This window comes from Haloarcula amylolytica JCM 13557 (assembly GCF_000336615.1).
Classification (GTDB): domain Archaea; phylum Halobacteriota; class Halobacteria; order Halobacteriales; family Haloarculaceae; genus Haloarcula; species Haloarcula amylolytica.
Map to the genome: position 1 here is coordinate 165,485 of NZ_AOLW01000015.1, position 15,572 is coordinate 181,056.

At 60.6% G+C, this 15,572-nt stretch carries 13 protein-coding genes, 1 tRNA gene and 1 pseudogene; 7 read left to right on the forward strand and 8 right to left on the reverse strand.

What is annotated here, in order from left to right; all coding sequences use genetic code 11:
* Positions 1–164 precede the first annotated feature (164 nt).
* Positions 165–404 carry an antitoxin VapB family protein gene (locus C442_RS06780; protein WP_008308973.1) on the reverse strand — a complete coding sequence of 80 codons (240 nt, stop codon included), beginning with the start codon at positions 402–404 and terminating at the stop codon, positions 165–167.
* A 369-nt stretch (positions 405–773) separates the two neighbouring features.
* Here C442_RS06780 and C442_RS06785 point away from each other — a divergent pair, with 369 nt between their 5' ends.
* Positions 774–1,295 carry a metal-dependent hydrolase gene (locus C442_RS06785; protein ID WP_008308975.1) on the forward strand — a complete coding sequence of 174 codons (522 nt, stop codon included), beginning with the start codon at positions 774–776 and terminating at the stop codon, positions 1,293–1,295.
* A gap of 57 nt (positions 1,296–1,352) precedes the next feature.
* Entirely contained in the window at positions 1,353–2,120 is a 768-nt protein-coding gene (locus C442_RS06790; protein ID WP_008308976.1) for a LolA-like protein, read from the forward strand.
* Positions 2,121–2,172: 52 nt separating this feature from the next.
* Here the strand turns inward: C442_RS06790 and C442_RS06795 are convergent, their stop codons facing one another.
* The 5 genes and pseudogenes from C442_RS06795 to C442_RS06810 all read right to left on the reverse strand — a co-directional run bounded on the left by C442_RS06795 (position 2,173) and on the right by C442_RS06810 (position 5,052).
* Positions 2,173–2,739 (reverse strand): hypothetical protein, encoded by a 567-nt coding sequence (locus tag C442_RS06795; RefSeq protein WP_014040472.1) that lies wholly within the window; start codon positions 2,737–2,739, stop codon positions 2,173–2,175.
* A gap of 210 nt (positions 2,740–2,949) precedes the next feature.
* Complete coding sequence (locus tag C442_RS06800; protein WP_008308978.1) at positions 2,950–3,435, reverse strand: YbaK/EbsC family protein; 486 nt, start codon at positions 3,433–3,435, stop codon at positions 2,950–2,952.
* A gap of 57 nt (positions 3,436–3,492) precedes the next feature.
* Positions 3,493–3,606: pseudogene (locus C442_RS21495) on the reverse strand (transposase); the annotation flags it as partial.
* Between the two features lie 129 nt (positions 3,607–3,735).
* Positions 3,736–4,524, reverse strand: a complete 789-nt coding sequence (locus C442_RS06805; protein ID WP_008308979.1) for a M14 family metallopeptidase — start codon at positions 4,522–4,524, stop codon at positions 3,736–3,738.
* A 45-nt stretch (positions 4,525–4,569) separates the two neighbouring features.
* On the reverse strand, positions 4,570–5,052 hold the full coding sequence (locus tag C442_RS06810) for a DUF309 domain-containing protein (protein WP_008308981.1): 483 nt from the start codon (positions 5,050–5,052) through the stop codon (positions 4,570–4,572).
* 206 nt (positions 5,053–5,258) lie between these two features.
* Here C442_RS06810 and C442_RS06815 point away from each other — a divergent pair.
* The 3 genes from C442_RS06815 to C442_RS06825 all read left to right on the forward strand — a co-directional run bounded on the left by C442_RS06815 (position 5,259) and on the right by C442_RS06825 (position 9,222).
* Positions 5,259–5,342 (forward strand) — tRNA-Leu (locus C442_RS06815).
* A gap of 627 nt (positions 5,343–5,969) precedes the next feature.
* On the forward strand, positions 5,970–7,244 hold the full coding sequence (locus C442_RS06820; protein ID WP_008308983.1) for a hypothetical protein: 1,275 nt from the start codon (positions 5,970–5,972) through the stop codon (positions 7,242–7,244).
* Between the two features lie 328 nt (positions 7,245–7,572).
* Positions 7,573–9,222 (forward strand): PGF-CTERM sorting domain-containing protein, encoded by a 1,650-nt coding sequence (locus C442_RS06825; protein ID WP_080504300.1) that lies wholly within the window; start codon positions 7,573–7,575, stop codon positions 9,220–9,222.
* A 475-nt stretch (positions 9,223–9,697) separates the two neighbouring features.
* Here C442_RS06825 and C442_RS06830 read toward each other — a convergent pair whose 3' ends face one another.
* Positions 9,698–10,231, reverse strand: a complete 534-nt coding sequence (locus C442_RS06830) for a metal-dependent hydrolase (protein WP_239642276.1) — start codon at positions 10,229–10,231, stop codon at positions 9,698–9,700.
* Between the two features lie 118 nt (positions 10,232–10,349).
* Complete coding sequence (locus C442_RS06835; protein WP_008308988.1) at positions 10,350–11,363, reverse strand: DUF1616 domain-containing protein; 1,014 nt, start codon at positions 11,361–11,363, stop codon at positions 10,350–10,352.
* Positions 11,364–11,572: 209 nt separating this feature from the next.
* Between C442_RS06835 and C442_RS06840 the strand changes: the two genes are divergently transcribed.
* Positions 11,573–13,648, forward strand: a complete 2,076-nt coding sequence (locus tag C442_RS06840) for a hypothetical protein (protein WP_008308989.1) — start codon at positions 11,573–11,575, stop codon at positions 13,646–13,648.
* Between the two features lie 157 nt (positions 13,649–13,805).
* Positions 13,806–15,494 carry a hypothetical protein gene (locus tag C442_RS06845; protein WP_008308990.1) on the forward strand — a complete coding sequence of 563 codons (1,689 nt, stop codon included), beginning with the start codon at positions 13,806–13,808 and terminating at the stop codon, positions 15,492–15,494.
* The last annotated feature ends 78 nt before the right edge of the window (positions 15,495–15,572 follow it).

Here is a 15,572-nt window from a genome sequence, read left to right on the forward strand (position 1 = left end):
TCTCATCGAACTGTTGGCCAGTCGTTGTCGTTGGGTCGATACCGATCCCGACGTCGGTATAGACTAGGGTTGGACAACAAGTAGTTCATCGGAGATCTCATCGAGTTTTGCAACTGCTCCGGCGTCCTCAGCGAGTAAATCAGTCAAAAAGCATACATCGAGAATCACTGTTCAATCTGGCTCTCATCGTTGATGCGTCTATCGACATCATCACGGAATGAGCGGGATTTCTCTTGAATCTGCGCTACTTCGTCATCTTCTGCCAACCCGACCAATCCATACAGTGGATGTTCCTCTTCGGTAAGGATACGATCAATAACGTCGCTAAAGCTCTCACCTTCGCCTTTCTTACGACGCAACCGCTCGTACGTTTCCTCTTTGAGATTAATTGTTTTACTCGGCATTTGTGTATGACTTTCTGTGAATATATCTATTCGGACGACTGTGTACTGTCGTGGAGGTGGCTGAGGGGTCTGCTATTCTGCGACAAGGTTGTGATTGCAGTACTACGCTACGTCGTGTGTCCCGGGTTCAGATACCAATACAGGGGACATTCGAGACACTCGACGAGACGGCGACTGGGTAGGAGAGCGATAGAGTACCGCTTCCCACGAGGTCCGTATGAATCAATTGGAACGCACTCGACACGGTGGGGAATCACTACCGCGGGCGCACTGGCTGTTCGTTAAGAGAATGCCATGCGACACGCAGACTTCTCTCCCACACAAGGTATTTCCTCCCACATCAACGTAGCACTACTACCGAGTCAGAGAATGGTCCTCCCAATCGAACATTTCATCATCGCCCTCCTTCCCGTCGCAGTATACGCCCTTCTCCGCGATCGACAGCTCCCAACGCTTCACTTACTGGCAGTGACGTTCTTCGGCAGCCAGTTCCCGGATCTCATCGACAAGCCACTGGCGTACGAACTCCATTTGATTCCCTCTGGACGGGTGTTTATGCACTCGCTTCCGTTCGCGATTCCGCTCTCGATTGCCGTCGTCGCCTATGCGGTCCGAACGGATCGGACTAGACTTGGGGCGGCGTTCGCGTTCGCCCATCTCTCACATCTGGTGGCTGATAACCGACAGCTCCTTCGCCCGGACCCGTACGTGTCGTCGGACTTGCTCTGGCCGCTCCAGCGGCCCGTTATGCGCCCGGCAGTCCCGCAGTGGGTCGGCGAGGGTGCAGTGAATCTCCACCTCTGGACCGGGTTTTCCGTGCTCGTTCTCGCACTGGCGGCGTACATTCTAGTAGCGGACCTGCAGACCCAACTCGACTTCAGATTGTTTTGAGGGCTCTCACCAGTCGGATCCATGATATTTTAGACCGACGGGGAACGACGGTATCGTATGCGACGATTGGTCCTCGCCGTCTGCTTCGTTGCCCTCTTCGCTGGCTGTGGCACATTCGTGGGTGATAGTCCGCCGCCGAGCGACGAACGCGCCGTCGCGGCCGTCGAGGAGGCGAACAGCACTGTCGCCGCCGTCGAAGCGTACCGATTCGGAATGGATATGCACGTAACTGCGTCTGACGGTGAGCAGTCACGGACCGTGCGAGTCGATGGTGAGGGTGCGGTGAACGTCTCGGAAAAACGGATGCAAGCGACGACGCGGACACAAGACCAAACGGTTGAGTCCTATGTCGACGGGTACAAAGCGTACCAGGGCTGTCAGGAACCCTGGGACGGCTACGGCGTCGAGAACGTTTCGCGCTCCGAGCCGTGGGCAACCGCGACACCGCTCCATCGGCAAGTACTGCTCTTCGAACGCTCGAACGTCTACTGGCGGGGCAACGAGACGCTCGACGGCAACCGGACTGTCCTCGTCACGGCGTCCCCGAGCGCCGAGACTATCGAGTCACTGATGAATCGCCGACAGGCTGGCGACATGGCGCTCAACCGCGGCTCGCTCGAGAACGCGACGGCGCGACTCTGGCTTGACCCGGAAACGAACCAGCCAGTAAAATCGGAACTCCGACTAAAAATCTCACAGCGAGGCGCGACCGCAACCGCGACAATTACGCTCAGATACACTGACTTCGACGAACCGACCAAAATCTCGGTACCACCGGAGGTGTACGACGACCCCTACGAACTCGGCTGTCCCGGTACCAGTTGACCCACTCGTCAGCAACAGAGAGAAACCGCTGAACGGTGGGCGAGAAACTCGCTCAGTCCGTCCAGTCCTCGTACAGCCCGCGGCCGACGACACCGAGGCCGACGAGCGTTATGAGGTTGAGGAGGAGGCCACCGACGACCGGAATTGCGAACGGGACGGCCAGTAACAGTCCGCCAGCGACGCCATCTGTTGCGCTCACTGTCCCGTCATCGCCGATAACCGAGTTCCCGACCCAGACGGCAGTAATGCCGGTACCGATGATACCCAGGATGCCGATGAGAAGCAGCCCGGGGATCGAGATCAGAGCGCCGATAACCGTCAGCGCGAGTATCACCAGCCCGATGGGGAGGAAAATGCCGACGAGAACTCCCCAGCCGATTGCGCCGCCGAGATCGTTCTGAATCTCCCGCACGGCGTTAGTCGTATACTTCGGGCCGATAGCGGCGGCTGCAGCACCTAATACTGCAAGAATGACGAACCCGACACCGAATCGGAGAACGACTTCGAGCGCCGGGCTAAGACCTCCACCCGGGGCTGTAGGCTGTGCTGTTGCGACCCCGGAGAGTCCGAGTACGGCGAGTAGACTCCCGAGGCTACTAACGGCTTGCTTGGAGGGCATAGTAGCGTCTTCTCGGTTTCATCTGCGGTTGTAAACCTCTTCTGTATGTTCGTGATCTGTCATCGCAGCTGGCGATACAAACGCTCCTGCTATGTTTCGTCCGTCTGTCGGCCGTTGCCCCGAGTACTGACGGCCGGTTCCACGGCCAGGACTCGATCCTCGGTCTGAGTGCCAACAAGCCTGACACGATGGATGGCCGCACCGTCGGCGCTACTCTGTGAGGTCGACGACGTCGGCGTTGGCGAGGTCCACCAACCGGTCCGGTTCGACCGCAAACACCGCGCTCGGCGTGCCGGCGGCAGCGTGGACGACATCATAGTGGGTAAGTGTCGGGTCGACCGTGATCGGGAGGGCCGTATCGTGACAGATCGGGGGGACGCCGCCGATGCTCCAGCCGACGACGCTCCGAATGTCGCCCGGGTCGGCCATCGACGCGGTTTCTGCACCGTAGTGGTTCGCGACCGCGTCAAGGTCAAGGCGGTTCGCACCGCTCGTGATTGCGGCGACGAGGTCACCGTCGCGATTACTGCCTGCGAGTGCGACGACGATGGTCGACGCGATGGCGGCCGTCTCGCAGCCGATGGCCTCGGCGGCCGCTGCGGCTGTTTCCGTTCCCGACCCGAACTCCGAGACATCGAGGTCGACTCCGTATCGGTCACGGGCCCGGTCCGCGAATTCCGCAGCGCGTTCGTGCATACCTCCTCTGTGCACCTCCCCCTGTAAAAACGGGGCCGAAGACGAACAGGACGATAGCTCAATCGTGTCGGTCGAAACGTCGCCTGCCGTCCCAACGTAGTACGATTCCTCCCAGAACCCACCGCCCCACAGATACCCCTCTAAGAACAGTTCGTGCTGTTCCCGCATCTCTCATGCTGTGAGGACGAACTACTCGACCCGGACAAGATCGAGTACACCTCGTACGAAGTCGTCGCCCAGAATGATGCCTAATCCGACGGTGAAGTCACGACCGGACCGAAACCCCGCGGCAAACCCGTCTCAGTCAAGCATCCCGATCCGATCCGCGGTAAAGCCGAACACGTCCTCGTAGCCGTAGGCTGAGAGCAACACCGGGTGGAAGGCCTCCTCCGCGACGACAGTTTCGTCGTCGGCTGCTGCCACAGGGTCCCCCTCTGGCACTGGCTCGAAGTTCCGGACGAACACCTCGTACTGTTCTGCTGCTGCCTTCGGAATCGGCTCGCCAAGCTGGAACACTGGCAGTGGCGTCTCCCGTTGTGGCGGTGACTCGGTGGTGACTCCAGTGGCAGCGAGGAACTCCCGGATGACCTGCTCCGCGTTCTCGGCGGCTTCCGCGGAGCCCTGATAGCCACATTCGACTTCGACGACTGAGTCCACCGTCGCGAACAATCGCCCCTCGTTTGCGCCTTTCGTCTGAACGACGGCGTCCACGGAGAGGGCGCTACAGAGTGCCTCCATTTCCGGCGTGAGATCGTCGACGAGGGCGAACATTCCGTCGTAGGACTGTGTGGAGTGCAGCGAAAGCACGGTACAGTCGTGGAGTTCTGCGGCGAGAGCCGCGGCCAGCCGTGTCTCGTGGGACTCGCTGTCAGCGTCGCCTGGGAACGATCGGTTGAGGTCCGTATCGAGATATCGCTTGTTTGCGTCGAGGGCGGCCTCGTTCGCGATGATGAACTTGACCGGTCGCTCGACCTCCGGCGGGTCGGCAAGGACGGCTTCGATGCCGTCCCGACCGCACGGTTCGTCGCCGTGGATGCTCCCCACGACGGCCACCTCCGGAACCCCGTCTCCCAGTTGCTCGATTCGCATCTGTCCGTGCTAACGCTTCCAGCCTTTAGAATTATCCGGATTCGGTCAATGTTCGAGCGACTCCGCGAACTCGATGTCCTCCGGGCGACACGTCGGGCACTCGCCGTCGAGACGGATCTGCCAGCCCTGGAGCGCTGACGGGTCCGACAGCGCGTTCGTCACCGTCGTCCGCACATCTAACAGGTCGACGCCGTAGTAGTCGTTAGGGACGCCACGGAAGTACTGCAGCGATGTGCGAAACAGCGACCGCATCCCGTCGTCGTCCTCGAAGTCGAAGTGCTTGTACGCGCCGGCGGCGACCTGCACCATCCCGTGGAGGAATTTGCTCTCCGTGTTCCCGCGGCCGTAGTTGTACCATTCGTCCTCGAAACAGTCGTGTGATTCGTGGAACTCCCCGGAGTTGTACAGACGGACGCCGTGGACGACGGCCCGCCTGAGCGTCTCGTGTTCCCATTGACCGTCGGTTCGCCAGCCCGAAGGGTTCCCGTCGGGGGCCTCGACGGTCGGGTCGCGCGTGTGGTCGTCCATGCCTACGCTACTGGTTCACGGTGGGTCAAACCACCGGTTCTATCGGCGACAGTCGCCATTGGAACGCAATGCACACCTGATCGCGCGGCGGCAGTGCGGCCAGTACGCAAACGCTTTCAATTACTGACACAGTGTCCCACCGGCTCTGAGTCGCTTCCGTACGACATTTATACCGTACCGCCATGTGTACCGAATGCACTACGCGTGCGAGGGTAGCCAAGCCAGGAAACGGCGGCGGACTCAAGATCCGCTCCCGTAGGGGTCCAAGGGTTCAAATCCCTTCCCTCGCATCGTATAGGGGCCGCACAACGCGGCGCCGAAGGATGCACACGGAAGGGTTTGAACGAGAGAAGGCGGGGCGGTTGCCCGTCTCCGCGTAGTTCAAATCCCTTCCCTCGCACTGTTGGACCGACGCGGTCCCTCGCAAACAGTGAGCGGCCATCGTCACGGTCGCGAGTACGCCATCGACCCCGATGGTGTCTCGCTCTGAAGACGACGGCCGACCGGTGCCGGAAGACTCGCACGGAGCGATCTTCCCTCGCAATTCTCCGAACCGATCTGCTAGAGACGTGTCTCAGCGATGCGGCACCCTGTGACACCTGCCCGATGAAGCTGGCTCTCCCGTGAATTGCCCAGATCAGTTCAGTAAGTACCGCTCTAAACGCGGGCTACAGTTACTGAGACATTATCTAGACTCTTTTAGCATCGGTTAGTTACCATCTTATTTGTGGATATATATCAAAAACTCATAACTACAGGAAAACAATCAATTATGCCTCAGTTCATATACTATATCGGTCTAGAAGGCTTCTAAAGGCTTCAGAGTAGTATCACTGCACAAGAAATATACCACAGGCTTCAGTAATGTTTCAGTAATGGTAAAAACACCAATAATAAAGCCGACTGTCATCTTCGTCATGGCAGTCGCGTTGATACTCGCTGGTCCGTTATCAGTGACGACCACTGTTGAGGCAACCCCCGTCGCTGAGAGCCAGTCGCTCTCGGTGACCGAAAACGTCGACGTGTGGGACCGGTCCCCGCTCACGCTCAGAACGACGTCAGAAGGGCCGACCACGATAGTGGCACCGCGGACGTTCCTCAACGTCGAATCAGCTGCGACTGGCGACTTGCCGCTCAACAAGCAGACGATGACGATCCACGAGCGCAACGAGTCGATAAATATGTCCTTCGAACCCAGAATCGGTGCCGGAACGAGAGCACTTGCCGGCGACGAGGCGCAACTGCTGGCTGTCAAGTTGGATGAAGCACCGACTACGGCAGGGGCAAACGCCAGTAACATCTCCCGCGCTTCTCTCGAAGATGTCTTCGCAAATAACTCGGACACTACGTCGTCGGAGCTACTCGATGACGCGGAAGACGTCGGCACGATAGACGAGGATGGCGAACTGCAGGCGTCCTACACCCCCGAATCGGGCGGCGTATACGGCTTCGTTCTGGTGACTGTCGACGAGGGCGATGAGGGGCTATCGGTATCGGACGGTAACGTCTCCGTCAACGGGAACGTGACCGTCGTCGGTGTCGAACAGGCCGTGGTGCAGGACAACGCCTCGAACGTCGAGCGGACCCAGAACCCGGTCAACCCCGGCGACAACGTTACGCTGGCTGTCGACACTGAGATGGAAGACGAAAACGCCACCCACGCGGTCCTGCTGGTCCGACAGGGCGAACTCCAGCGGCAGTCGAGCACGGTGACTGTGTCGGGCGAGCTGAACGAGAGCTTCTCGGCTGACCAGATCACCGTCGAGAATTCTTTCGATAACATCAGCGGTGTTGGGACGGTTGAGAGCAACACTGGACTGGGGAGTTTCAACCTCTCCGAGAACCAGTCGATACCTGCAATCGGGTTGCAGGGGCTGTTCGGCACGGTGGTTTCCGAGGCCGAATCGGACGCTGGCGGGGACGTTATCCATGCCTCTGCAACGATTGTCAGCGGTGACGCTGACGCCAACGTGACGGTCCAGACCCTGGATTCCTGGCCGAACGGTGCGTATCAGTACGTCCACGTCGCAGTCGGTAACGAAACCGGGACTCTCAACTCGGATACCGGCACGGTGGCAGTGAGTCCGGGCGGCGGCCCTGATAACGGTGGTGGCCCGGGCAACGGTGGCGGTCCCCCGGACAACGCTGGCGGACCGAGTGATGCTGGGGACGACGAAGAGAACGTAGAGTAACTGATCGGGCGGCCTTTACTGGTGGTGTCCACCGAACACAGCACCTCTTTGTGCGCCGACGTGTGCAGATTCTACTCGATGACACGGCCGACTGTTGGCCGATTGCTGTTAAACCCGGGTCCGCTGTCGAGCATTTACTATAAGGAATGCGTCAAACCGGGGACCTGTCATAAATACGAGTAGGGTAATTTGCCGAGACACGACTCACGAGTCGCGCTGCAAAATCCCCAGACAGTGGGTACGTGTTTTGTAACCGTCATATGACACTGTGTAGCGTCGAATGTCACTGCATAAGAATTATACCGCGCCCCTCCGAAAAAATTCAGTAATGTATAAAACAACAAACGGAAAACGCACTGTAATTTGTGCGATGACAGTGCTGCTGGTGTTAGCCGCCCCCCTGTCGGTAACGTCGGCGGCGGCAACGCCAGTCGATGAAGGGCAAACGACAGCGGTGACGGAAAACGTGGATGTCTGGGAACGGTCGCTGCTCCCGCTTCGGACGTCCTCCAGCGGCCCAACGGCGATAGCAGCCCCGGAGACGTATATCAACATCGAGTCTGCTCAGACCGGTGACGTTCCCCTCAACAGGGAGGAGTACACGATTCACGAAACGGGCGAATCAGTTGATCTGACGTTCGAATCAACGACCGGAGCCGGAACGACTGGACTTGCCGGCGACGAGGCGCAACTACTCGCTGTCAGACTCTCCGAAAACCCATCTTCGGCCGGGTTTAGTGAGGGAAGCGTCAGAACTGATCTAGCTAGTATCTTTACGAACGACTCCAACGCTAACTCGGTCGAACTGCTAGACGACGCGGAGGGTGTCGGTTCGATAGATGACAACGGTGTACTCGAAACGTCGTACACACCTGCCTCGGGTGGTGCCTACGGCTTCGTTCTGGTCACTGTCGATGACGGACAGGGCCTGTCTGTTTCGGACAACAACGTCTCGACTGATGGGAACGTGACCGTCGTCGGCGTCGAACAGACGCTGGTTCAGGAAAGCCCGTCCACGGTCGATGCGACCTCCGACGATATCACCGCTGGCGATAACGTCTCGCTCGATATCGAGACCGAACTGGAGGACGACTCTGTCACGCACGCTGTGTTGCTACTCGACGAGGACGAACTCCAACAGCGGACGAGCACCGTCCGTGTGACCGGCGAAATCGATGAGAATTTCTCGGAAGACCAGGTCACGGTCGAGAACTCCTTCGACGGCGTCAACGGCGTCTCGTCGGCCGACGATGACGCTACCCTCACCGGTGAGGACTCGACGGCAGCAGGAGCGATGCCGTCAGCGGGACTGATCGGGCTGTTCGGGTTCGTTCTCTCCGAAGCATCGCCGGATTCGACCGGTGATGACGTGATGCACGCCTCGTCGACGACGGTCTCCGGTGCCTCCGATACCACCGTCGACGTCGAAACACTCGAATCCTGGCCAAACGGGACGTACACGTACGTTCACGTCGCTGTTGGCGAAGACTCAAACGATATCAACTCCGCGACCGGGACAGTCACGCTATCACAGTCGAACGAAACCGATTCCGGCGACGATGATGACGATAGCGACGACGGGAGTGATGGCAACAACGGCGGCGGCGACGACGGAAGTGATGGCAACAACGGTGACGGCGACAACGACGACAACAATAACGGGAGCGATGACAGCGATAGCGGAGATAGCGATGACGATAGTGGGAACGACGACTCCGATACCGAGGGGACTGAAGAAGACACTGAGGACGAAGCTACGACCGACACCGACGACACTGAGACAGTCGAGACTGAAGACGGAGAGGTGCCAACGGAAGCAGCCACGACCGCAGGTGGTGGGGCACAGCAACCCGACGAGACAGGCACAACCGGAACGGAGGGCTCGGTCGAGACCACGAGTTCGAGCGGCCCCGGTTTCACCGTCCTCGTCGCGGTGCTAGCATTGCTAGGCGCTGGATTCCTGGCACGTCGGGACTGAGGAACTTCCACAGTTTACGCGGCATTTGTCTATTCTCTGATGAATCTCTTTCTCTGACGAATTTCTCTCCTGTTGTGTACCTAACTGGAGCTAGCTTTCCTGCATAACTGAGTTATCCCCTCCTAGCGGCTGCGGATACAATATTGCTGAAAGGGGTAATTTTATGTTATTTTACATATAACATTGCTATGTAAGGTACATACAATGGGGGACTACGCAAAGCCATCCCGTGCGGCGAAAATCAAGTGCATCAAGTGTAACTCACCGGTCGTGCTCACCGTCGACGAAGAGTATATCTGTGTCAGCTGCGGCGAAGCACCGATCGAATCGGCGACACCGGTTTGAGACAGGCGTTTCAGCTTCACTCCGCGATCCCTATGGGCGGGAACAGTAGCTTCGATATCTGACGGGGAGCCCGAAATCCGCCGCTTGAGACCCACTGCTTCAGTGGCAACGACCGTCGGCCGCGAACGGCTTACCGTTGTGGTATTTCGGCTGGGACCTGCTCGTATCTCCGGTACACCGTCACGAGGCTGTAGCTGATGGCCAGTCCGAAGACGACCAGGGGGACGGCAAGCGAGAGCAGGCTGTCGGGCGAATGCGCCGCAAACGACGGCGTTCTATCGGGGGTTGCCGACAACAGCGGCCAGAACAGGTTCGGAAAGAAGTAGTAGTCCGTCCCGAGTCGCACAATCGGATAGAAGTCGCCGGCGATGTGTGAGAGGTAGCCGGCGGAAAACACCACTGCGTACCGCCCGTAGCCCTGACGTGCAGCCAGCAGTACAAGGATGGTGAGGACGGGTAGCGAGACGACCAGCGAATGGGCCAGCATGCGCCCGCTCGGAAGAATAGCGAACGTCCACGCGAGCGGCTTGTCGATTACGTCCGGGAGTTGCGTCGCAACAAGCAAGAGCAGTACCATCGGCCCAGACGGGAGGTGATGCCACCGAGCCACCGTGTATACCGTCAGCGGAACGGCTGCGAGGAGGAAGTGGCCTGCGGGGTACACGGTGAAACCAATGATCCAGGCAAGGAAAAGCTGTTTGCCGGGTTAGATCTCAAAAGAATGGGCAGTAAGTCGGTCCCTGTTTTACCTGGGGGAGCGCTGCTCGCTACGAGAACCTGGGTCAGCCGGTTACGTTCACCCAGAGGTGGACTTCCCGGTACGCAGTCGATTGGTCCACGGTCTCAGGTGGTGACCCGCGGTACAGCAGGTACTGGAGCCGAAGCCCCTCCCCAGTCATCTCGGGCGTCACCTCGTGCTGACGGTGCCAGGTCTCGTTGTGTCCCAGCGTCGGCTGGAAGCGCCGCAGTTCCGATCGTTCCCGAACCCGGGTCTCGTTGCCGACGCGTTCGACGCGTTGTAACTCGGCGATTACGGTGTACTCCGTCCGTTCGTGTTCCTGATTCCCGATACCGATGATCAACGAGCGACCCTCGCCCTGTTGAAACTCCGTCGGATAGCCGTCAGCGACGAGTTCCCCGTCTTCGTCTTCGGTCAGCAGGTAGAACTCGCTGAACCGCTCGCCGTCCTTTGGTACTGTGACCGCGTAGCCGACGCTGGCGGCCGCAAGCAGGATGCTCAGGACCAACAGCACGTTCAGGACCGCGTCCGTCCGCGAGGCCGGCGAGAACAACTCTTCACGGCCGGCACTGAGCCACGCGCGATACGGGACGCGAAACCGTTCGTCAGCGGGTACCGCCCAGCGTCGAACAGCCGCGACAGCGGTCAACACGAGCGTCAGCCCGCTGAGCGACACGAGAATCGGGAGCAGACGGATGCCCCACGGCGTGAAATTCAACACCAGGCCGACCAAGGGAACGAGGGCGATACTGAGTCCGAACGAGAGCGCGACCCGTTCGATACCGTCGATTCCGTCGGCCCGGGGATCCGAAACGGTCTCGTCGTCGGCCGTGGGGCCGCTCCCGGCCTCCGGAAACAGCGCTGCGATGAACGCATAGCCGGGAATGAAGAGGACAAACACGAGCCCGGCGACGATGCGGACCGGCGTGTCGGAGATGACCGGCAGCAGGGCAGCCAGATTCGTCAGAATCACCACGCCGATAACGCCTGCTAGATCGGCCGGGAGGTGGCGGAGTTGACGTGGCAAGAGTAGTTTCCACGTCTGGGTTTCAGCCATTGGCAATGAGTCATGTCGGCACGGTAAAAAAATAGCTGATTGCGTCGCTTTCTGTCTCAGTACACGACTGCAACTGTCTCCGATGAGCCAACCGAACGCATTTTATCAACCCAGCGGAATAACTCGGTGTGTTCCGGAGCCAGTCGTGGGCCGTGTTCGTCACCCTGACAATACTTGGACTTACAGCGGGCGCTGGTGGGGTGGCAGCGATGGGGACCGACGATGGGGGTCCGGCTCTGAACCGGCAGGTGGAGACACCGACGGACGACAACGAGACGCAACAGGAAAACCCGGATTCGGTGTCGGACGGCGAGTACGGCGATGAAACGGCCGCCTGGTTGGCTCGGACGATGGGGGGGCGGCTGGAGAACAGCAGCATCGCGCTATCGAACGAACAGTACGAGCAAGCGCAGAGCGTCCTCGGCGACGACTACGACAAGCGTCTGGAGCAGTACGTCGACGTTGCCGGTGACACGTCGTCGGATACGGACGACACCGCCGCGAGAGAGTTCGAAGCCGCGCGCGAGAACCAGCGGAATCTCACGAACGAGGTACAGCGGTACCGCCAGCAATATACGGCGTATCAGGCGGCACGCGAGCGCGGTAACGAACGCGAGGCTCGCATCACTGCGCGTGCGATGGAGCGAACGGCGTCGAACATCAGCGACAGGAGCCGAGAACTGAACCGGAACTTCGAACGGATAGAGAACACCACGTCTGTCGACCTCTCTTCGGGACAGACCGAGATCAACGAGACGACAGAGAACGTCACGGCGACGCAGGCGGCTATCCGTGAAGAGACACTCGTCGGGACGACGCTCACAGTTCAGGCGAGAGACTCGACTGCATCGTTCAGTGATCCCGGAACGGTCTCCGGCCAGATCCGGACTGAGAACGGCTCGGTCATCGCAGACGAGGCGGTCGAACTCAGGATCGGGAACCGGACACAAACTGTTCGAACTGATTCCAGCGGTGTGTTCGAAACGCAGTACCGGCCACGCTCAGCCAGACTCGGGTCGCAGTCCGTCCCGGTCGAGTACGTCCCGGATGCCGACTCGGTGTACCTGTCCGACGACACCACGTTCACGATTGACGTGAAACAGGTGACGCCGAACGCGACGAGCGAAATCGCACCGGGGACGGTAGGGTACGGCGACCGACTCAACGCGACGGCGTCCGTGACAGTCGAGTCGAGAGGTGTCGACGGGGTACCGGTCGAGTTCACCGTTGGTGATACTGTCGTTGCACGAACGACGACCGGACCGAACGGAACGGCGACAGCATCGACCCGAGCCCCAGCGTCGGTAAACGACGGTGAGCGTGTAGTTGTCGCTCGGGTTCCGTACGAAAACCGAGCGATTGCGGGCGTCCAGTCGGAGACCCCTGTTGTCGTCGTCGAGACTCAGACGACCCTCTCCGTGAGTGCGTCACGCACGGATGATGGGGCCCTTGCCAGGGGGCAACTCCAGACCGTTGCCGGGGACCCTGTCGCGGGTCGCCCGGTACGCCTGCAGGTCGGTGCTGGCGGCACCCAACTCGTCGAGACGAACCGGAACGGGTCGTTCCAGACCGTCCTCGAATATCCGCAGAACAACGAGACAGTTACCGTTACTGCCACGTACGACGAACCGAGTTCGAACCTCGGTAACGCGACCGCAACGACAACGCTGGCCGCAGGAGCCGGCGGCGGCAACCCACCGGTCGGCTCCGATTCGGATAGCGATCTGCTTATCGATACCCTGGTAGCGATACTGTTCGGCTCTGACGAGAACCCAGAAGTAGCCTTTGGGAACGGGATCATCGGATACAGCTGGCTGCCCGTCCTGGGCGGCGGGGTAGCGCTTGCAGTTGTCGTCGGGGCTTGGTTTATCGTGTCGCGGCGCCGCCAATCCCAGGTGAACACGACTTCCTCGGTGGAGGCAACTGAGGTATCGATGAGTGGATCCGACCAGGCGACGACGCCATCGAACGCGACGAGTCCGACGTTTGCGGACCGCGTCGATACGTATCTGGATAGCGGGGACTACGATGCCGCAACGATGGTAGCGTACACCGCAGTCCACGATGAGCTAGCGGTGAAAAACGGTATTGACGAGGGGGCGACACACTGGGAACTCCTCCAGCAGAGCCAGGAGCACGGCGTTCCCGAGGAACGGATGGCGGATATCGAAACGGTGGTCGAAGCCTTCGAGACGGCGGCGTTCGCACCGACATCGGTTGATCCGTCACGCGCGGAGGCAGCCGTCGAACGTGCCCGCAAGATCAAGTCGAACGGGGACCAGTGACTGCTAATCGTCATGGACACTCCGGGTGTGTCTAGAGCCTGGCAGCAATCCCGGATTTCCAACAGGGCTAGCAGTAGACCGAGAGACTGTCAGGGCTCCCGAGTCGCCCGTCGAAATGCGGTAACTATCTTACACCCACCCGCTGTAGGACCCGCCAATGAGTGACGGCCGGAAGGGGCGATTGCTGCTCATCGTGGCTGTGCTGGCCGTGGCAGTCGCGGCCCGGTTGACGACGCTCCACTGGACACCGCTGCCCTCGACGCTAGACGGATTCGGCTACGTCGCTCTGGCCAGGGACACGCTCGAAACGGGGGCGTTTCCCCTCACGCGGTTCCGTGCGGACAACATCGTGTTTACCGCTGTCCTGACGGTCGTCGGCGCACTCACCGGTGAGCGGCCGCTGTACGTCGCCCAGCCGGTCGTCGCGGTCACCGGTGCAGCGTCCTGCCTGACGGCGATGGCGCTGGTCAAACGCCTCGCACAGTCGAGTCGGTGGCGTCACTCGCGGACGACGCTGGCGATGGGCGTGGTCGGGATGGGGCTCGCGGTGGAAGGCATCTATCTCCGGCGGACCGGACAAACGGATGAGGAAGCGCTGGCGTTTCTCTTGCTGCCGCTGTTTGCGATTGCCGTCCATCGGTTGCTCACGACGGAGCGATACGGGCGTCGATGGGGCGCAGTTGTGGTCGTGCTGTTCGCTGCCTTCCCGCTCTTGCATACGTTCAGCTCGCTCATCGCTGCGCTGGTACTCACGGGGGTGCTAGCCGCCCATCTCGCCAGGATTCCGTCGCGTCGTGACGCCGTCACTGCGCTCGTCGCCGTCGCGGGCTTCTGGGTGTACATGTGGGGGTACTACCGGATCGCAGAACGCTCGCTTCTGGAGGTCCCGTACGTCGACCGCGTCAGCGCGTATCCGGGGCTCTTCTTGGCCTGGGTAGTCGTCCTGGTGGCGACACTGGTCTGGTTCCAGCAGACGAGCGGTCGCCTGCAGCGGGTGACCATCGGCGGCGCGGTCGGCCTCTGGTTCCTGACGCTGGGTGCGAACGCGGTACAGACCGTGTTTCCCGGGACACAGACCACGCCGGCCGGCCTCTTGGTGCTCGTCGCGGCCTTCGCCGTCCCGGTGGTGTTTGCGGTCGTCGGCCTCCCGCTTGCGAGCCGCGACCGCCGGCTGATCGGCCCGGTCGTACTGGCGTTGCTGCTGGCGCCGATTGTCATCGTGTACTTCTCGCTGACCGCCTCGCTGACGCCGGAGTACTACGGGACTGCGCTCCGGGGCCAGACGTTCGTCCACCTGCCCGTGTTCGTCCTCGCCGGCATCGGCGTCGCGTCGGTCGCCTACCGGTGGTCGCCGTCGCCGGACGGCGGGCTTGGAACGCCGAAGACTCACAGCCACCGACTCGCAACAGTCCTGACGGTCATCGTCGTGGTCGCCGCAGTTGCGACGATGCCTATCGCCTTCGTCAATCTCGACACGCTCGCGTTCCCGACCGGGGCGACCGAATCGCAGTTCGCGGCCGCGACGTTTACCGCGGACCACGTCGACGAGCAGTGGGCGTCCGACCACCCGTTCAGCCGTATCGTCGATCTGTACTATCCGGGCGCGTCCAACGGAACGTACCAGCCGACCGCCCGGTGGCTCGGTGGTGGGACGGAACCCAACTGTCCGACGCTGTCGCGGGCGTCGTGGGGGACGACAGGGGCGCACCTGTTCCCGGCAGCGAGCGAGAAGACCACGCCCGCGGCGCTGGCGGAGTGGCGCTACGAGAACGACGTGGTCTATGACACGCGCGGCCTCGACTCCGTGTACCTCGTTCGGCCCGGCGGGAACCGAACGAGTTGCTGACGGGTTCTGAACGGACCCGGTTCGATGGTCCCCCCATCTTCACTTCTCCCGGGTATGTAACCGTGGCATACAATACGG

Bases quoted from the DNA above. Each gene is read 5' to 3' on its own strand.
- C442_RS06780 (WP_008308973.1), bottom strand. From the start codon at position 404: ATGCCGAGTAAAACAATTAATCTCAAAGAGGAAACGTACGAGCGGTTG.
- C442_RS06785 (WP_008308975.1), top strand. From the start codon at position 774: ATGGTCCTCCCAATCGAACATTTCATCATCGCCCTCCTTCCCGTCGCA.
- C442_RS06790 (WP_008308976.1), top strand. From the start codon at position 1,353: ATGCGACGATTGGTCCTCGCCGTCTGCTTCGTTGCCCTCTTCGCTGGC.
- C442_RS06795 (WP_014040472.1), bottom strand. From the start codon at position 2,739: ATGCCCTCCAAGCAAGCCGTTAGTAGCCTCGGGAGTCTACTCGCCGTA.
- C442_RS06800 (WP_008308978.1), bottom strand. From the start codon at position 3,435: ATGCACGAACGCGCTGCGGAATTCGCGGACCGGGCCCGTGACCGATAC.
- C442_RS06805 (WP_008308979.1), bottom strand. From the start codon at position 4,524: ATGCGAATCGAGCAACTGGGAGACGGGGTTCCGGAGGTGGCCGTCGTG.
- C442_RS06810 (WP_008308981.1), bottom strand. From the start codon at position 5,052: ATGGACGACCACACGCGCGACCCGACCGTCGAGGCCCCCGACGGGAAC.
- C442_RS06820 (WP_008308983.1), top strand. From the start codon at position 5,970: ATGGCAGTCGCGTTGATACTCGCTGGTCCGTTATCAGTGACGACCACT.
- C442_RS06825 (WP_080504300.1), top strand. From the start codon at position 7,573: ATGTATAAAACAACAAACGGAAAACGCACTGTAATTTGTGCGATGACA.
- C442_RS06835 (WP_008308988.1), bottom strand. From the start codon at position 11,363: ATGGCTGAAACCCAGACGTGGAAACTACTCTTGCCACGTCAACTCCGC.
- C442_RS06840 (WP_008308989.1), top strand. From the start codon at position 11,573: ATGGGGACCGACGATGGGGGTCCGGCTCTGAACCGGCAGGTGGAGACA.
- C442_RS06845 (WP_008308990.1), top strand. From the start codon at position 13,806: ATGAGTGACGGCCGGAAGGGGCGATTGCTGCTCATCGTGGCTGTGCTG.